15 protein-coding genes and 2 pseudogenes are annotated in these 16,669 nt (G+C 58.7%); 7 read left to right on the forward strand and 10 right to left on the reverse strand.

The features are described 5' to 3' along the window. Positions 1–346 precede the first annotated feature (346 nt). The 3 genes from PHX60_RS11610 to PHX60_RS11620 all read right to left on the reverse strand — a co-directional run bounded on the left by PHX60_RS11610 (position 347) and on the right by PHX60_RS11620 (position 1,586). On the reverse strand, positions 347–589 hold the full coding sequence (locus PHX60_RS11610) for a zinc ribbon domain-containing protein (RefSeq protein WP_300077879.1): 243 nt from the start codon (positions 587–589) through the stop codon (positions 347–349). 176 nt (positions 590–765) lie between these two features. Next, a complete protein-coding gene (gene gspI / locus PHX60_RS11615; RefSeq protein ID WP_300077709.1) occupies positions 766–1,131 on the reverse strand; it encodes a type II secretion system minor pseudopilin GspI in 366 nt (121 codons plus the stop codon). Continuing rightward, positions 1,128–1,586, reverse strand: a complete 459-nt coding sequence (locus PHX60_RS11620) for a prepilin-type N-terminal cleavage/methylation domain-containing protein (RefSeq protein ID WP_300077712.1) — start codon at positions 1,584–1,586, stop codon at positions 1,128–1,130. Before PHX60_RS11620 ends, gspI begins: the two co-directional genes overlap by 4 nt. Positions 1,587–1,655: 69 nt before the next feature. Between PHX60_RS11620 and PHX60_RS11625 the strand changes: the two genes are divergently transcribed. The 3 genes from PHX60_RS11625 to PHX60_RS11635 all read left to right on the forward strand — a co-directional run bounded on the left by PHX60_RS11625 (position 1,656) and on the right by PHX60_RS11635 (position 5,893). Next, on the forward strand, positions 1,656–4,115 hold the full coding sequence (locus tag PHX60_RS11625) for a DNA internalization-related competence protein ComEC/Rec2 (protein WP_300077715.1): 2,460 nt from the start codon (positions 1,656–1,658) through the stop codon (positions 4,113–4,115). Positions 4,116–4,198: 83 nt separating this feature from the next. Further along, positions 4,199–4,714, forward strand: coding sequence for a GNAT family N-acetyltransferase (locus PHX60_RS11630; RefSeq protein WP_300077718.1), 516 nt, complete (start codon positions 4,199–4,201; stop codon positions 4,712–4,714). 27 nt (positions 4,715–4,741) lie between these two features. Beyond that, entirely contained in the window at positions 4,742–5,893 is a 1,152-nt protein-coding gene (locus PHX60_RS11635; RefSeq protein ID WP_300077721.1) for a class I SAM-dependent methyltransferase, read from the forward strand. On the opposite strand, the gene PHX60_RS11640 is transcribed toward PHX60_RS11635, so the two are convergent. Beyond that, complete coding sequence (locus tag PHX60_RS11640) at positions 5,890–6,327, reverse strand: hypothetical protein (protein WP_366144384.1); 438 nt, start codon at positions 6,325–6,327, stop codon at positions 5,890–5,892. The two genes, PHX60_RS11635 and PHX60_RS11640, sit on opposite strands and share 4 nt — an antisense overlap. A 135-nt stretch (positions 6,328–6,462) precedes the next feature. Here PHX60_RS11640 and PHX60_RS11645 point away from each other — a divergent pair, with 135 nt between their 5' ends. The 4 genes and pseudogenes from PHX60_RS11645 (at position 6,463) to PHX60_RS11660 (ending at position 10,635) form a co-directional block, all read left to right on the forward strand. Continuing rightward, positions 6,463–7,449, forward strand: a complete 987-nt coding sequence (locus PHX60_RS11645; protein ID WP_300077882.1) for a tRNA-dihydrouridine synthase — start codon at positions 6,463–6,465, stop codon at positions 7,447–7,449. A 300-nt stretch (positions 7,450–7,749) separates the two neighbouring features. Continuing rightward, a pseudogene (locus tag PHX60_RS11650) lies at positions 7,750–8,625 on the forward strand (AAA family ATPase); the annotation flags it as partial. A 36-nt stretch (positions 8,626–8,661) separates the two neighbouring features. Continuing rightward, positions 8,662–8,892 (forward strand): annotated as a pseudogene (locus PHX60_RS11655) (biotin/lipoyl-containing protein); the annotation flags it as partial. Between the two features lie 96 nt (positions 8,893–8,988). After that, complete coding sequence (locus tag PHX60_RS11660; protein ID WP_300077727.1) at positions 8,989–10,635, forward strand: VWA domain-containing protein; 1,647 nt, start codon at positions 8,989–8,991, stop codon at positions 10,633–10,635. Positions 10,636–10,664: 29 nt separating this feature from the next. Here PHX60_RS11660 and rnk read toward each other — a convergent pair whose 3' ends face one another. The 6 genes from rnk to PHX60_RS11690 form a co-directional block, all read right to left on the reverse strand. Next, positions 10,665–11,078 (reverse strand): nucleoside diphosphate kinase regulator, encoded by a 414-nt coding sequence (rnk, locus tag PHX60_RS11665; RefSeq protein ID WP_300077730.1) that lies wholly within the window; start codon positions 11,076–11,078, stop codon positions 10,665–10,667. 103 nt (positions 11,079–11,181) lie between these two features. After that, on the reverse strand, positions 11,182–12,930 hold the full coding sequence (locus tag PHX60_RS11670; RefSeq protein ID WP_300077733.1) for a phosphoethanolamine--lipid A transferase: 1,749 nt from the start codon (positions 12,928–12,930) through the stop codon (positions 11,182–11,184). A 58-nt stretch (positions 12,931–12,988) separates the two neighbouring features. Then, positions 12,989–14,098: an S-(hydroxymethyl)glutathione dehydrogenase/class III alcohol dehydrogenase gene (locus tag PHX60_RS11675; protein ID WP_300077736.1), complete on the reverse strand. Its 1,110-nt coding sequence runs from the start codon at positions 14,096–14,098 to the stop codon at positions 12,989–12,991. 151 nt (positions 14,099–14,249) lie between these two features. Continuing rightward, entirely contained in the window at positions 14,250–15,545 is a 1,296-nt protein-coding gene (gene gltA / locus PHX60_RS11680) for a citrate synthase (protein ID WP_300077739.1), read from the reverse strand. 61 nt (positions 15,546–15,606) lie between these two features. Beyond that, positions 15,607–15,933, reverse strand: a complete 327-nt coding sequence (locus PHX60_RS11685) for a succinate dehydrogenase assembly factor 2 (RefSeq protein ID WP_300077741.1) — start codon at positions 15,931–15,933, stop codon at positions 15,607–15,609. Between the two features lie 15 nt (positions 15,934–15,948). Beyond that, positions 15,949–16,656, reverse strand: a complete 708-nt coding sequence (locus PHX60_RS11690; protein WP_300077744.1) for a succinate dehydrogenase iron-sulfur subunit — start codon at positions 16,654–16,656, stop codon at positions 15,949–15,951. Positions 16,657–16,669: the final 13 nt, after the last annotated feature.

A 16,669-nucleotide genomic window follows, 5' to 3' on the forward strand; every position in this document is an offset into this window, starting at 1 on the left:
CCAAACAGAACGGATGATCTTTTTAAAAGAGAGGCAATCGCACGGGCAATCCTTCGCTCTATCGACGCATTGCCGCCCAACTAATCAATCCAGCGGACGCTTTCGGCACCGCTGATTTCAGCGTTAGAGACGCGGTGCAATTAAGTACGGGATTCCCGTATAATTAAGCCATGCAAACAGTGGTTGGACACCCTATCTTTCAACTTGACATCCTCTCCAGGCTAAACCCCAGAACCTTACCCACATCTTTATAACTATTTGATTTGTATAGACTTTTTCAGTGATAAACTAGAGTCACAAATCAATGAAATCAATAGCTTATGTGAGATTTGGGTAAAGGCAAGGGCTAAATCCCGGAGATTCCTGCTGCTAGATGAAGATGGCCAGCCGTGAGAATGTTCCGTGCTGCATTCACGTCGCGGTCGTGTGCCGCCCCGCAATCGCTGCACGTCCATGCTCTTATTCCAAGTCCTGCCCTACCTTTCGGACTGCTGGCAGGTATAACCCCGCAGCACGAGCAAGTCTGGGTTGAATACGCTTGTTCGTTGGATGCCGTGGCGCAGTCTTTGAGTCCGAGGTTTATGCCCACGGCTGGGACCGGAAGTCGGGGGCCAATGAATTCTGGAAGTTCTACTGTGACGTTGAAATACCAGCGGCCCCGGCTGTCTTCGGTCAATCATCTCGCACCGCCTGCGCCCAGCTTCAGCAGTTCCGGGCGGCTGCGTAACATCAGTGACTTACCAAAAATGGCCCCCAACACCGGTTTTAGCGCCGCCCCACAATAGTGCTTAAACGCAGCACGGGCCTATTTTCTATCAGCACTTGGGCATCCACGCGCCGAAAACTGGGGTTGGGCGTAGGCCGCACCGCCACTGCCACAGTCAAGCGCTGCCCGGCCTGTTCGCAAATTTCGGTAGTGTCGCCAATGGCTGGCATTTGGCGCGTTAGCCGGGTTTTGACCAGCATGTTTTCAGCGCACAGTTGCGCCAACAAAATATCCGATTGGCGTTGGGCATGGCGCGTCAGGGCGGCGCTGGCCTGCAAACCAGCCATCAGGGCAATCGCCACAATGCTCAAGGCCACCAACACCTCGACCAGTGTAAAACCTGCTTGCTGGCGCGTTAGCTTCATGGCACAGGCTGCACGGCGAACGGGCGCAGACCATCCGTGGCCACGCGCAAGGCGATGGCCGGTGCCTCACGGCTGACCAAGGTGATGCCTTGGGCGGCTATCAAAGGCTCAGGCCCCAGCAATAGCTGGCTATCGCCACGCACCGAGGTGCTGTCCGATAGCCATTGCGTGGGCAGCCGCTCTGGGGGGAGGCCGACAAACTCAAACCCACCGGCTACGCTGTGCCAGCGCACCGGCACCCCACTGGCGCGCGACTGCGCCCGACCGGCCTCTAGCAGTGCGGCCAGGCGCTCGGCTTCGCGCTCTAGGGTGCCGCTGCTGCTGTCGCGCAATGCCAAAGCCGTGCCAGCGGTGGCCACGGCAATGATGCTAATCACTACCAGCAGCTCTAGCAGCGTAAAACCGTGCTGGCGCTGACCAAGGCGGGGGATGGTATCGGTACCTATTTTTGCCACCTGTAAACTAAAAAGCCCCTATGATGATAGCTGCAATTGCTACCGGCCTAACACACCATCTGCCTGCCTATGTCCTGTTCAAAGCCTCGTCTGTGGCATGGTAGCGCTATCGTTGTGGGTGGCTTGCTGGGGGCGGCGCTGCAAGTGTGCCAAGCCCAGTTGTGGCCGTTGGCGTGGTATGCGGGTGTGGGCTTGCTGGCCTTGGGGGGTGCTTTGGCTGGGGTGTTGGCCAGCCAACGCCAGCGCTTGGCGGGCTATCGCGCCCATGCTGTATGGTTGCTGCTGGCCACGCTGCTGCTGTTTGCCATCACTGGGTTACGCGCGCAGCATTTTGCAGCGGGTGCCTTGTCGCCAGCGTTAGAGGGCCAAGACATCCGCATCACTGGCATGGTAACTGCCATGCCCCAACCCTTAGAGGGTGGGCAGCGCCTGCGCCTGCGCGTAGAAGCCGCCACCCTGCTGCCCCAAGGCAGCCCCGTACCACTGCCCGAGTTGCTGGATTTAGGCTGGTACCACCGGCCACAACATAGCAACGATGCCGCAGACAGCAGCACGCCGGTGCTGGTGCGCCCCGGAGAGCGCTGGCAAATGACAGTGCGCCTCAAAGCGCCGCACGGCCTACGCAACCCACATGGCTTTGACTACGAACTGTGGGCTTGGGAGCAAGGCGTGCAAGCGGTGGGCGATGTGCGTACCAGCAAAAAAGACCAGCCACCACAACGCTTGGCTGCCACCTACCAGCACCCGGTAGAGCAGGCCCGCCAGCGCGTGCGCGATGCCATCATGGCGCAATTGGCCGCCAATCCGTTTGATGCAGCCAGCCAGCGCGTTGCTGGGGTAGTGGCAGCGTTGGTCACGGGCGACCAACGCGCCATTGAGCGCAACGATTGGGACCTGTTCCGCACCACGGGGGTGTCGCACTTGATGAGCATCTCCGGGCTGCACATTACCCTGTTTGCTTGGTTGGCAGCCGCATTGATTGGTGTGCTGTGGCGGCGCTCAGTGCGCCTGTGCCTGTGGTTGCCCGCACCTTCGGCAGCGCTGCTGGGTGGTGCTGCATTGGCAGCAGCTTATGCTTTGTTCAGTGGCTGGGGCATTCCGGCACAACGCACGATTTCTATGCTGTGCGCCGTGGCCTTGTTGCGCCTGTTGGGCTTGCGCTGGCCTTGGCCACAAGTGTGGTTACTGACCTGCGCGGCGGTCGTCTGGCCAGACCCGTGGGCGCTGTGGCAGCCAGGGTTTTGGCTCAGTTTTGTGGCCGTAGGGATTTTGTTTGCCAGTGACCCCGGCGGCAGCGCCCAAGAACGCCCCAGTCTGTGGAGCCGCTTTGTCTCCATGCTGCGCGAGCAATGGGTCGTCACGCTGGCCTTAACGCCCTTGGGATTGCTGATGTTCGGTCAGGTGTCGGTGGTGGGCTTTGCCGCCAATATGCTGGCGATTCCGTGGGTGACCTTGGTGGTTACGCCCTTGGCGTTTTTGGGGGTGCTGTGGGGGCCTTTGTGGCAATTGGCAGGCACCGCCGTGCAATGGATGGTATTGTGGCTGGAATGGTGGGCCGCCGTGCCGGGAGCGGCGTGGTGGCTACCGATAGCGCCGCTGTGGGCGGGCGTCGCGGCGGTGGCCGGTGGCACCTTGTTGGCCTTGCGTTTGCCCATGCCGGTGCGCCTGTTGGGTTTGCCCTTGTTGCTGCCGGTGTTTTTTTGGCAGCCCCCACGCCCAGCGGTAGGGCAGTTTGAACTGTTGGCCGCCGATGTCGGCCAAGGCACTGCCGTGTTGGTGCGTACCGCCAGCCGCACCCTGCTCTATGACGCTGGCCCGCGCACCAGCGCCAGCAGCGATGCCGGTAGCCGCGTGCTGGTGCCTTTGTTGCGTGCCTTGGGCGAGCGCCTCGATACCCTGTTGCTCAGCCACCCAGATAGCGACCACACTGGCGGGGCCGTGGCCGTATTGCAAGCCCAGCCCCAAGCACAATTATTGGGTTCTGTGGCAGAGCTGCCCGAGCTGCAAGCCCTGCGCCCGGCCAGTGCGTGCATGGCGGGTCAACGCTGGCACTGGGATGGCGTGGAATTTTCTATCTTGCATCCCCAGCCAGCAGAGTCAGATGCCCCCGCCAGCACCGGCAAAACGCGCAACACCAATGCCCAAAGTTGCGTGCTGCGAATCATGGCCCCCAATGGCGTAGCCGCCCTGTTGCCCGGCGACATCGAAATTGCCCAAGAGCAAAGCTTGCTGGCACAAGCCGCTCCATTGCGTGCCGATGTGCTATTGCTGCCGCACCACGGCAGCAAAACCTCGTCCGGTGCGGCGTTGTTGGATGCCGTGCGCCCGCGCAGTGCCTGGGCGCAAACCAGCTACCGCAACCGCTTTGGCCACCCGGCCCCAGAAGTGGTGCAACGCCTGCAAGAGCGCCAAATTCGCTTGGTCAACTCGGTGCAGTGTGGGGCGGCACACTGGTCTTCAGAACAGCCCGACAACGTGACTTGCCAGCGCCAAAACCCAGCGCGCTACTGGCAACACCTAGTGCCTTAAAGCCTACACGCTACCGCGCAAAATCCATTTGCGGCGACAATGCCGCTCCTTTTGATTTTTTCCTGTTTTCGTTCGGTTTTTTCATGTCCATTCAGGTACGTCCCGCTACGCTCCGCGATGCCAAAGCCATCGCCCAACTCCATACCCTATCGGCCCAAACAGTTTACAAGGGCCTGATTCCTGATGAGCATCTCAAGACCATGTCGGTAGAGAAGCGCCAAGCCTACTGGCGCGAGGCCATCGAATACTGTGAGCCACAAGTTCAGGTGGCGGTAGAAGACGACAAAATCGTCGGCTTTGTCGGCTACGACCGCTCACGCGATGAAAAATCGCGCCCCACCACGGGTGAAATCTGGGCCATCTACGCCGCCCCCAGCCACTGGAACCAAGGCATCGGCTTGGCCTTGTGGGATGCCGCGCGCGAAGGGCTGCAAGAAGAAGGCTGCACCAACGTCACCGCTTGGGTGCCACTACGCAATGAACGCGCCATCCGCTTTCACGAGCTGGCCGGTTTTAAGCGCGAAATGTCCACCGCCAAAACCGCCGTGGTGGGTGGTGTCAAAATCGAAGAAGTGCGCCTGAAGCGCTCACTTAACTAATTCTCTTACCCACAGAAAGCTATCCCCATGATTGAATGGAACGAACAGGGCGAGGTGCGTACAGCGCACTGGCGTTCCGAGAGTGGCGCACCCGCGCCCAAGCGCGTTATTTTGGCCGACGACACCCTGTCGGCTGATACCGCCTACCGCCATGCTTGCGCCGGTACTGCCTTGCTGTGGCGCGGTGATTTTCAGAACGCCCGCCTGCTATTGCAAGCGCTGATGCGCCGCGTAGAGCGCAAACCGGCCAAAGCCGCTGCCCGTGCTGCCGCCAAACGGGCGCAGGCCACGCCAGAGCAAGCTTTTCATTTGCACCGACAAGCCCAATCACAGCGTGCGCGCACTTTGGCCAGCATCGTCATTCAGCTAGAAGGCGACTACCGCATCGCTTTGCGCCGCGCGCCAGATTGGGTTCAAGCCTGTACGCAAGCGTGGGGGCCAGCTACCGGCCAGCCGCAAGTGGTCAGCCTGCGCGAGTTGCTCGGCTTGGTCGGCGCTTACGAATGGCGTAAAAAAGGGGTAGAAATTGCCGCCTTGGGCGATGGTGCGCGCATCCACCCGCATTACGGCGTTTTTTCGCCGGTGCGTGGCGAATACATCACCTTGGTAGCCCAAGCACCTTTGCCAGCGCAAGAACTGGCCTTTGACATTGGCACCGGCACCGGCGTACTGGCGGCGGTGCTGGCGCGCCGTGGGGTACGCCACATCATCGCCACCGACAACGCCCCACGCGCCTTGGCCTGCGCCCAAGACAACCTGCAACAACTCGGTTACGGCCAACAGGTGCAGGTGCAACCGGCGGATTTGTTCCCAGCAGGACAAGCGCCGTTGATTGTGTGCAATCCGCCGTGGTTGCCAGCGCGCGCCAACTCGCCATTAGAGCAGGCCGTCTATGACGAAGGCAGCCGCATGTTGCGTGGCTTTTTGGCAGGCTTGGCAGCGCATTTAAGCCCCGGCGGCGAAGGCTGGCTGATTTTGTCGGACTTGGCCGAGCATCTGGGTTTGCGCCCACGTGAGCAGCTATTGGGCTGGATAGCCGAAGCCGGTTTGCGCGTATTAGAGCGCCACGACATCCGCCCACAGCACCCCAAAGTGCAAGACAGCAGCGACCCACTGCACGCCGCACGGGCCGCCGAAGTCACTTCGCTGTGGCGCTTGGCAGTGGCCGCAACGGCCTAACAAGTCTCCAACGCCATTTCTGGCGTTGGACTGGCCCACACCGCAGACACTTGGGTGCGTAATGATGCGGCGCGTTCATCGCCTGCATGGTGGGTTACTTGGGCAAACAGTTCTTCGGCCACATGGCGCAAGGTATCGCCATCGCGTGCATTACGCAAAGCGGTACGCAGGTGGTGGGCCAACTCAGGATGGCGGCGGGCAAACATGCGCTCACAAATATCAAACAGGTACATGCGCGCCCCGGCCAGCGATAATTCGCTACGCAGTGCAGCCGCTTGCACCGCCTGGGCATGGGCCGCGCTGGTGCGCGTCAGGTAACCTTGGTGCAGCAGGTTCTCGACAATTTGTGCGCCCATACCGTGGTACATGGCCTGCAAGGCCGACACCGGTTTGCCATCGGCCAACAGCAGCAACGAACGCTCACGCAGGCTCAAGGTGCGAACACCGGGAGAGAGTTCCTGATGGGCTTTTTCAGTTTTCTGCAATCGCATGAAAATCAAGCAGTGGATAAAACCGCTATTAAATCGCCCAACCATGACATTTCGATGAAGCCCCCAGCCCCAGCCCGTATGCCCCTGCTCTTGGCCCCGATGGAGGGCTTGCTTGATTTTGTGCTGCGCGATGTGCTGACCCGCGTGGGTGGTGTGGACCGCTGTGTCTCGGAATTTATCCGCATCAGCGATACTTTGTTGCCCGATAAGGTATTTTTGCGCTATCTGCCCGAATTGCAAAATGGCAGCCGCACCCTGGCTGGCGTGCCCGTGCGGGCGCAATTGCTCGGCTCCGACCCGGTGTGCATGGCAGAAAATGCCGCGCGTCTGGCCGCCCTGAACCCCGAAGGCATTGATTTGAATTTTGGTTGCCCGGCCAAGGTGGTCAACCGGCACGGGGGCGGTGCGGCCCTGCTGCAAAACCCCGAACACATCGCCCGGCTGGTGGCTGCGGTACGCCGCGCTGTACCAGCACATCTGCCTGTGTCGGCCAAAATGCGCTTGGGCTACCACGATGCCAGCTTGGCGCGTGAATGCGCCCAAGCAATGGCCGACAACGGAGCCTGCGAGATTGTGGTTCATGCCCGCACCAAGCAAGACGGCTACCGCCCTCCCGCCTACTGGGAGCAAATTCCAGCGATTCAAGCCGCAGTATCGGTGCCCATAGTGGCCAACGGTGAAATCTGGACGGTACAAGATGCCCAGCGCTGCCGCAGCGTCTCGGGTTGCAATGCCCTGATGCTGGGGCGCGGCATGGTGGCCAATCCGGGGCTGGCGCTGGCCATTCGGGCCGCCGATGCTGCCGCCGCCGATACCCTCCTCGCCAGTGGGCAAGACAGCCTGCCTGCGCCGGTGCAATGGCCCGAGCTTTTGCCCCACATCGCCCACTTTTGGCAATTGGTGTGTACCAATTTAGAGCCACGCCAGCGCGCTGGCCGCCTCAAGCAATGGCTTAATTTGTTGCGTCGGCGCTTTCCCGAAGCCGAAATGGCCTACCAAGAAATTCGCCCCCTGACTGACCAACGCACCATCAGTGCTTGGGTGCAGGCACAGCAATCGGTTTAACTTGGCACAAAATACCCTTCAGCACCCCAGCCAGTCCTTCGCTATGCCTATTCGCCCACCTCCGCTTCACATCCGTTGTCCACAATGCACTTGGCAGCAGCATTGGCAGCCTAGCTCTGATGCCCTGATGGCCCTGCCCCCGAAAATCTGTCCGCGTTGTGGTCATACACATTTGGAAGCCCGCCCTGCCTCTGGCGCATCAGCCTTGTGGGAGCAATTGCCGCAGTGGCTTACACGCCCCTGAGCTTTTGTTCACCTCGGCCACCCGATGCCCCTTGTTTGTTCAACCAAGTTTTACCGATGAACCACCCTTTGAAGCAAAAACTCATCCGCCTGTTGGACTCCCTCAACCACGGCTTGGTAGAACGTGAACCCGCCATTAAGGCAGCTTTGCTGACCGTGCTGGCCGGGGAAAACCTGCTGCTGGTTGGGCCACCGGGCACTGCCAAGAGCCTGATTGCGCGGCGCATGGCCGAGAGTCTGCACCACAGCGACGCAACAGCGGGCTATTTTGAATACCTGCTCACCAAGTTTTCGACCCCGGAAGAAATCTTCGGGCCACTGTCCATCAGCGAACTCAAGGCCGACCGCTTCCGGCGCAACACGGCGGGTTATTTGCCCTCGGTACGCTTGGCATTTCTGGATGAGATTTTCAAGGCCAGCTCCTCGATTTTGAATGCGCTGCTGACCATTTTGAACGAGCGCATCTACCACAACGGCACCGAAGCCCAGCCGGTACCGTTGCAGGCGCTGATCGCCGCTTCCAACGAACTGCCCACCGGACAAGAAGAGCTGGAGGCCCTCTACGACCGATTTTTGCTACGCAGCTTTGTCGATTACGTCAGTGAAGACGGGCTGCCACAGTTGCTGCGTAAACCGGGGCCAGCGCCAGCGCTGGAACCACTCACCGGGGCCGATATGGAGGCGGTGCGCCAAGCCGCCGCCAACGTGAACTTGCCACCGGAAATCATCACGGCCCTGCAACGCATTTGGGCCGGGCACAAGCAGCTGTTCAAAGAAGACCGGCGCGAGAACCTGTCCGACCGCCGCCTGAAAAAGGCCGTAGGCTTGCTGTGTGTCTCGGCGGCCACCAATGGGCGTGACGCGGTGGATTTGTCCGATCTGTTGCTGCTCAAAGATTGCCTGTGGAACCACCCGGACAATGCACCCAAGGTTAGAGATTTGATCCTGAATGTTTTATTACCCGAGAAAATTTTCTTTGGAGATGGTGTTATCCAAATCCAAGCTCCAGATATCGGTGGCTTCAATGATGTGACCGTGATCGAGTTGCTGGTCAGGCCGGGCGATACCATCCAAGTCGGGCAAAGCCTGATCACTATCGAATGCGACAAAGCCGCCCTAGAGATTCCCTCCAGCCATGCGGGTATGCTGAAGGAACTGACAGTCGCACTAGGTGACAAGGTCTCAGAAGGTTCTGTAATCGCGAAGATAGCGACTAAGCACATAAAGGAAATGAGAGACAAGATCAAGCTCTCCGAACAAGTGTGTGCCAACTTCTGGCTCTAAAGGCGGCCTGCTATGCTTCCTTTTCTCGGGCCGCTGCTGGGCGGCTGGGGGCGGCTCACCGCCGCCCTCGGCATCAAGCCGCTCAAATACTTTATCGACAGCGTGTTCCGCGACAAGGTGCGCCCGATGCCTGGCAGCGTGCTGTATTGCGACCTGTGGCTGGCGGTAGAGCACTCTGGCATTTACCTCGGCGACGGCCAAATCTCCAACATCGTGGTCGATGGGCTGGCCGAAAGCACCGTGCAAGCCTGTGGCCCGGAAAGTTTTACTTCCAAAAGCAGCATGGGGCGCAAAATTTACGTCTCTTGCAATAGCCAAGGGGCAGTCGGCCATTCTGCGGTGGCACACGGCGCGGCCCGCCATGTGGGCGAACGCGCTTTTTATGGGTTGGTGATTAAAAACTGCCACCAGTTTTCTACCCGCTGCGTTAACTATGCGGGCAACGATGTAGAGCTGTCACTGCTCGATCGTGCCCTGGCCATGCTGCCTGATGGCACCTTTGAGCCTACCATCACGGCGTTGAAAGCGGCTGCCCGTGACAAACTCGGGGCCACCAAATGGCGGCTGTGGGATTGGCAGAACGAGGATGCCGCCGCACCCCGCGAAGAACCCCCGCCCGAACCCGATTGGCAAGCCCATGCCGACCATTTCTGCCAGCTGGACTTGGATGCCGACAGCATCGCCGACATCCGCGCTCAACTTGCCGCCACCCAAACTTACGAAGCCGAGATTGCCGACGAGAACATTCCGGCCCCCATTCGCCAGAAACTGGGGCAATTCCGCCAAACCTTGAGTGACATTTCGCAAAAATACGAAGAGGTCAAAGGTTTTTTGGCCGCCTGCCCCGGCGCACGCTTTTCTTATGCCGAACTCAAGGCAATGGGTGAGGATTTTTCGGCGTTGGCGCTGCAGTTGCAGGGCAATCCCCGCATCCAAGAACTGGCACGCAAAATGGGGCGCAACTATATTTCCGAGGAGCGCAAAAAACAGACCCGAGTACCGCAAGCCAGCCGCAGTGAAGTCCACGGCACGCACCGCAGCGACGATTTGATGCGCGTCTTGCCCAGTGAACTGCTTAATCTGGAAGATGAAACGCTGGAAACCGTGTTCTACGCCCGACTGCTGGAAAAAAACCTGCTGTCCTACGAGTTGCAAGGGGTGACATTCCGCAACGGCGAAGAGATAGAACGCCAGCAGCAACGTACCGGCCCAGTGGTAGCCTGTTTGGATACTTCAGGCAGTATGCAGGGCGCGCCCCTGCTCAAAGCCAAGGCGCTGTTGCTGGCCATTGCCAATATCTTGCAGCAAGAAAATCGCTCGCTGCATGTGCTGCTGTTTGGGGCTTCGGGCGAGGTGCGCGAGTTTTCAATGGAGCAGCGCAACGATGCTGTGGGGCTGCTCCAGTTTCTGCAACAAGGCTATGGCGGTGGCACCGATTTTGAGACCCCGTTGCACCGCGCGTTGGCTCTCATTGCGGAGCAAAAAAGCTACCAAAAAGCCGATGTGCTGATGCTGAGTGATGGCGATTGCCAGCTCTCAGCCGATTTTGCCGCTACTCTTGCCGTGCAAAAGGCCCATTTGGATTGCTCGGTTTATTCGGTGCTGTGCGCTGGTACGCGGGTGGCAGATAACTTCAGCGATGAAGTGGTGGTTTTATAAATCCGCTCGGCCAGTCGCATCCCAGCCCATCAGCGGTGCAGCTCACCTGCACGTTCAGGCTGGTACAAAATATCGGTCACGCGCACCGTCATGGCTTTGCCCGCTGGGCCGGGCCAAGCCAGCTCATCGCCCACCGACAAACCCAGCAGCGCACTGCCCACCGGGGCCAAAATAGACACCTTGTCGGCACTGCCGTCCATATCGCGTGGATAAACCAACGTTAGGCGCAGTTCCTTGCCCGTTTCTAGCATCGTAAACTGCACCGTTGAATTCATGGTGACCACATTGGGCGGCATTTCTTCTGGCGATAAAACATCTGCCCGGTCTAACTCGGCTTGCAACTCGGCCTTGCCCGCCAGCGCACTCGACGGAATGCCCGCCAGCAGGGCTTCGATACGTTCCAAGTCTAAAGAAGACAAAATTAGCGGCGGCTTTGAACCCATAGCATCCTCACAAAGTGCAAGACAGACAAGGGGCGCAATGTAGCCCATTGCGAATCTCGCACTGTGCTGCACGGACAATGAATAGCCCCGCAGGCATTGCCCCTTAGCGATTGGTTTGGGCCGTTTGCACGCTACGGCAGGGCGCATAAATGTCTTGCGTAGCTTGGTATGCCGTAGTTTGCACATCCATCAGGCCCAGCACCGAATGAAAATAAGCATCATGGCTGATGCGCTGCTCGGCCAATTCTTTTTGCAAGCAGCCAAGGTTCAGCTGGTGGCGCGCCTGCATGGCCGACGATAGCCAGGTAATCCAAGGCACCTGCTTTTGCACATCGGGTGCAATAGCGTAAGGCAGGCCGTGCAGGTACAGGTTGCCCTCGCCCAAAGATTCGCCGTGGTCGGACACATAGAGCATCGCTGTATGGGCTTGGTCTGCGCGTGCTTGCAACCATTCAATGGTGGCATTCAGAAAAGCATCGGTGGCCACAATACTGTTGTCGTAGGCATTCACCACTTGGGCCTGCCCGCATTCTTGCAGTGTATTCGAGGTGCATTCAGGGGTAAATGCCTTTTGAGACTTGGCCGAGCGCTTGAAATAAGCGGGGCCGTGGCTGCCCATTTGGTGCAGCACTACCACGGTGCCACGGGCGCGTTGCTCGGCGGGCAAAGCGGCAATGCGCTGCTCCAAGTCTTTTAGCATGATAGTGTCGGGGCACTCGCCCTCTGGGCACAGGGCGGGGTCGGTGTCACGGCTGGTGCTGGCTTGGGCTACGCGGTCGCATACCCCTTTGCAGCCAGATTGGTTGTCCACCCACAGCACCGCCAGTCCCGCGTGCTGCAATACATCCAACAGGCTTTCAAAGTTGTTTTTGCGCCCTTCAAACCCATCGCGGCCCAAATGCGAAAACATGCACGGCAACGATGCCGCTGTGCTGGTGCCGCAAGCCCAAGCATTGCGCGCACTGACCAAATCGGTGCGCGCTGATAGCAATGGCGTGGTGTTGCGTGCATAGCCATTCAGGCCAAAATTGGCACTGCGTGCGGTCTCGCCCAGCACCAGCACCAGCAAGGGCACTTTGCTTTGCTGGGTATAGCTGGCACCCAATTGGGCATCGCGCCCCAAGGGTAGCAAAGTGCTGGTATCCATACGCAAAGGCTTGGTTGCCATATGCGCCACGGCATAGACGCTGTTGAGCGGGTTAATCAAATAGCGCAACTGGGTATGGTTACGCATGGTAGAAGCAAAATCCTGAAACACCAGCAGCAGGGCAGCTACCAACACCAACAACGCCGCAGCCAGCAAAGCTGCATTGTGTGCCAGATGGCGCACCAGCCCCAACGGGCGCACTTGCTGGTGCCACAGCCACCACAGCGGCGGTGCAGCCAACACCAACACCGTGACCACTAAACGCCCATTGAGCAAATCCCCAGCCTCGCGCACATCGGTTTGCAGCACATTGGTCAACATGCTGGCATCAATCACGATGCCATAGTTGAGCATAAAGTAACTGCCAAAGGCCGCCATCAGCACAAAACTGCCAAGTACCCACTTGGTAGCGCGGCCCCACGCCAAAAGGCTTAATACCGCCACATTCCCAGCGGCCACAATCACGGCAAAGGCCAGCACAAACCCCCAGCTATGCAGGTCTGTCCCATTGGGTAAAGCCGTGAGTGCGCGCCACAGTGCAGCGTTGCACACCGTGGCCAGCCACACACTGATCAGCAAAATAGGCCATGCAGGGTGTCTGGCTAAAGGTGCCGCACCCCCTTCTGCACTGGCAATATCTAAGGGACGGGAAGGGGTGTGCGAGCTGACCCCAAAAGGCAGCCAGCGAATCAGTGTCTGGGGCATAGGCAGCGATTGTTGTGGCGTTGCCTTAACGGTAGATTAACCTATCTGGCCACGTTGATTAATACACCACCACGCTGCGAATTGACTTGCCCTCGTGCATCAAATCGAAGGCGGTGTTGATTTCCGTCAGGGGCATGGTGTGCGTGACAAACGGAGCCAGTTGGATTTTGCCGCTCATGGCATCTTCCACCATGCCGGGCAGCTCGCTGCGGCCTTTTACGCCACCAAACGCCGAACCTAGCCACTTGCGCCCCGTCACCAGTTGGAACGGGCGGGTAGAGATTTCTTTGCCAGCCCCAGCCACCCCAATAATCACGCTTTGGCCCCAACCCCGGTGCGCGCACTCCAGCGCTGCGCGCATCACATCGACATTGCCAATACACTCAAAGCTGTGGTCCACACCCCAGCCGGTCATCTCAACAATCACTTGCTGGATGGGTTTGTCAAAATCTTTCGGATTGACAAAATCCGTGGCCCCAAACACCTTGGCCAAGTCAAACTTGGCCGGGTTGGTATCAATCGCAATGATGCGCCCAGCTTTGGCCAGCTTGGCCCCTTGAATCACTGCCAAGCCAATGCCACCCAAGCCAAACACCGCCACCGTATCACCTTCTTGCACTTTGGCGGTGTTTTTTACCGCGCCCAAGCCGGTAGTCACGCCACAGCCCAGCAGGCACACCTGCTCAGGATTGGCCTCTGGGTTGATTTTGGCCAGCGAGACTTCGGCCACCACGGTGTACTCGCTAAAGGTAGAGCAGCCCATGTAGTGGTAAATCGGCTGGCCGTTGTACGAGAAGCGCGTGGTGCCATCGGGCATTACACCCTTGCCTTGGGTGGCACGCACCGCCACGCACAGATTGGTTTTGCCCGATTTGCAGAACAGGCACTCGCCGCATTCGGCGGTGTAGAGCGGAATCACATGGTCGCCGGGCTTGACGCTGGTCACGCCTTCGCCGACTTCGACCACGATGCCCGCGCCCTCATGGCCTAGCACGGCGGGAAAGATGCCTTCCGGGTCTTCGCCTGACAGGGTAAAGGCATCGGTGTGGCAGACGCCGGTATGGGTAATTTTGACCAACACCTCGCCCTTTTGTGGCGGTGCGACGTCAATTTCAACGATTTGCAGGGGTTCTCCAGCTTTGAAGGCGACAGCGGCTTTGGATTTCATAGGGAAAATGGGGGGTAGAAAAATTGCAAAAACAGCGGCAGCCTAGCTGCGCTGTGCCAGACCGCTACTATAGGCCAGCACCCATAAAAAAACCCGCCGGGCCACGGCGGGTTGGGCTACTTGCAGCGCACAAGCGCTGCAAAACGGCACTTTAGGCCACGTCGCGGCGGGGTGCGCCAGTGAACAATTGGCGTGGACGGCCAATCTTGTACTCAGGGTCGCTGATCATTTCGTTCAGTTGGGCAATCCAACCGACGGTACGGGCCAGGGCAAAAATACCAGTGAACAGGTTGACCGGAATACCGATGGCGCGTTGCACGATACCGGAGTAGAAGTCCACGTTCGGGTAGAGCTTGCGGCTGACGAAATAGTCGTCTTCCAGAGCGATTTTTTCCAGTGCCTTGGCCAGCTTGAACAGCGGGTCGTTTTGCAGGCCCAGTTCGGCCAGCACTTCGTCGCAGGTTTCTTGCATCAGCTTGGCGCGTGGGTCGTAGTTCTTATAGACGCGGTGGCCAAAACCCATCAGCTTGACGCCGGAGTTCTTGTCCTTGACCTTTTCCATGAACTCGCCCACCTTGTCGATGCCGCCTTGGCGCTGGATGTCTTCTAGCATGTTCAGGCAGGCTTCGTTGGCACCGCCGTGGGCAGGGCCCCACAGGCAAGCCACACCTGCGGAGATAGCAGCAAACGGGTTGGTGCCCGAAGAACCGCACAGGCGCACGGTAGAAGTGGAAGCGTTTTGCTCGTGGTCGGCGTGCAAAATGAAGATGCGGTCCATCGCACGTTCAATCACGGGGTTGACCTTGTACTCTTCGCAAGGGGTACCGAACATCATCCGCAGGAAGTTGCCAGCGTAGCTCAGGTTGTTTTGTGGGTACATGTAAGGCTCGCCCTTACCGTACTTGTAAGCCATTGCCACCAGCGTGGGCATCTTGGCGATCAGGCGAATTGCAGCCACATCGCGGTGTTCGGGGTTGTTGATGTCGGTGCTATCGTGGTAGAAGGCCGACATAGCGCCTACCAAGCCCGTCAACACCGCCATCGGGTGGGCATCACGGCGGAAGCCACGCAGGAAGAACTGCATTTGCTCGTTCACCATAGTGTGGTCTAGCACCAACTTATGGAAGTCAGAGCGCTGGGGCGCTGTGGGCAGTTCACCCTTGAGCAGCAGGTAACAGGTGTCGAGGTAATCGCACTTGGTGGCCAGTTGTTCAATCGGGTAGCCACGGTAGAGCAATTCACCCTTGTCACCATCAATGTAGGTGATGGCCGATTGGCAGGAGGCGGTGGACAGGAAACCGGGGTCGTAGGTGAACATACCGGTTTGGCCATACAGCTTGCGGATGTCAATGACATCTGGGCCAATATTGCCTTGGTACACAGGAAGTTCCACGCTGGGGCTGCCATTGGAGAACGACAGGGTGGCTTTGTTGTCAGCTAACTTCATTGTAATTTCCTTGGGTAGGTTGCCGATGGTTAGGGCTGGGGAGAGGGGCTGCGTGCTTTGTCTATCCGTGCGCTGGCGCTGTTGCACCACTGCCACCTTGGCGCATCATGCCTAGCACTTCACGCACTTCTTCGGTATTCAACGCGCCTTCTGGCTCACGCCGCCGTAGCAGCAAATCCAGCAGGTCGTTGTCTGCCAAATCCATTAACGCATTCATGCCGTCGGCATGGCGTTGGTGTAATTGGGAAGCAAAGCGGGTGAAAAACCGTTCGATGAACAGGTCGTTCTCCACCATGCCACGCCGACTGCGCCAGCGCAACATGCTTACCGCCCGCTCGTCCAGCAGTGGCATGTCTGCCACCATATCGGAGGATGGAATTTCACCCATAATTTTGTCAGTGCCTTAGATAGCGCGACGCACCATCAGCTCTTTGATTTTGCCAATGGCGCGCGTGGGGTTGAGACCCTTGGGGCACACATCGACGCAGTTCATGATGGTGTGGCAGCGGAACAGACGGTACGGGTCTTCCAAGTTGTCGAGGCGCGCAGCGGTTTCTTCGTCGCGGCTGTCGGCAATGAAGCGGTAGGCTTGCAGCAGGCCAGCGGGGCCGACGAACTTGTCGGGGTTCCACCAGAAGCTGGGGCAGCTGGTCGAGCAGCTGGCGCACAAAATGCACTCGTACAGGCCGTTGAGTTCTTCGCGCTCTTCGGGCGATTGCAAACGCTCTTTAGTCGGCGAGGTCAGGCTATCGTTTTGCAGATACGGCTTAATCGAGTTGTACTGCTTGAAGAACTGCGTCATGTCCACAATCAAATCGCGGATGACGGGCAGGCCGGGCAGGGGCTTGAGCACGATTTCACCGGGCAAGGTGTTCATGTTGGTCAGGCAGGCCAAACCGTTCTTGCCATTGATGTTCATGGCATCGGATCCGCACACGCCTTCGCGGCAGGAGCGGCGGAAGGAGATGGTCGGGTCTTGTTGCTTGAGCTTGACCAGCGCATCCAGCAGCATGCGTTCGTGGCCGTCCAGCTCAATCTGCACGGTTTGCATGTAGGGCTTGGCATCCTTATCAGGATCGTAGCGGTAGATTTTGAAAGTACGTTTTGCCATTGTTTTACTCCAG

This window comes from Giesbergeria sp. (assembly GCF_028686475.1).
GTDB lineage: Bacteria > Pseudomonadota > Gammaproteobacteria > Burkholderiales > Burkholderiaceae_C > Simplicispira.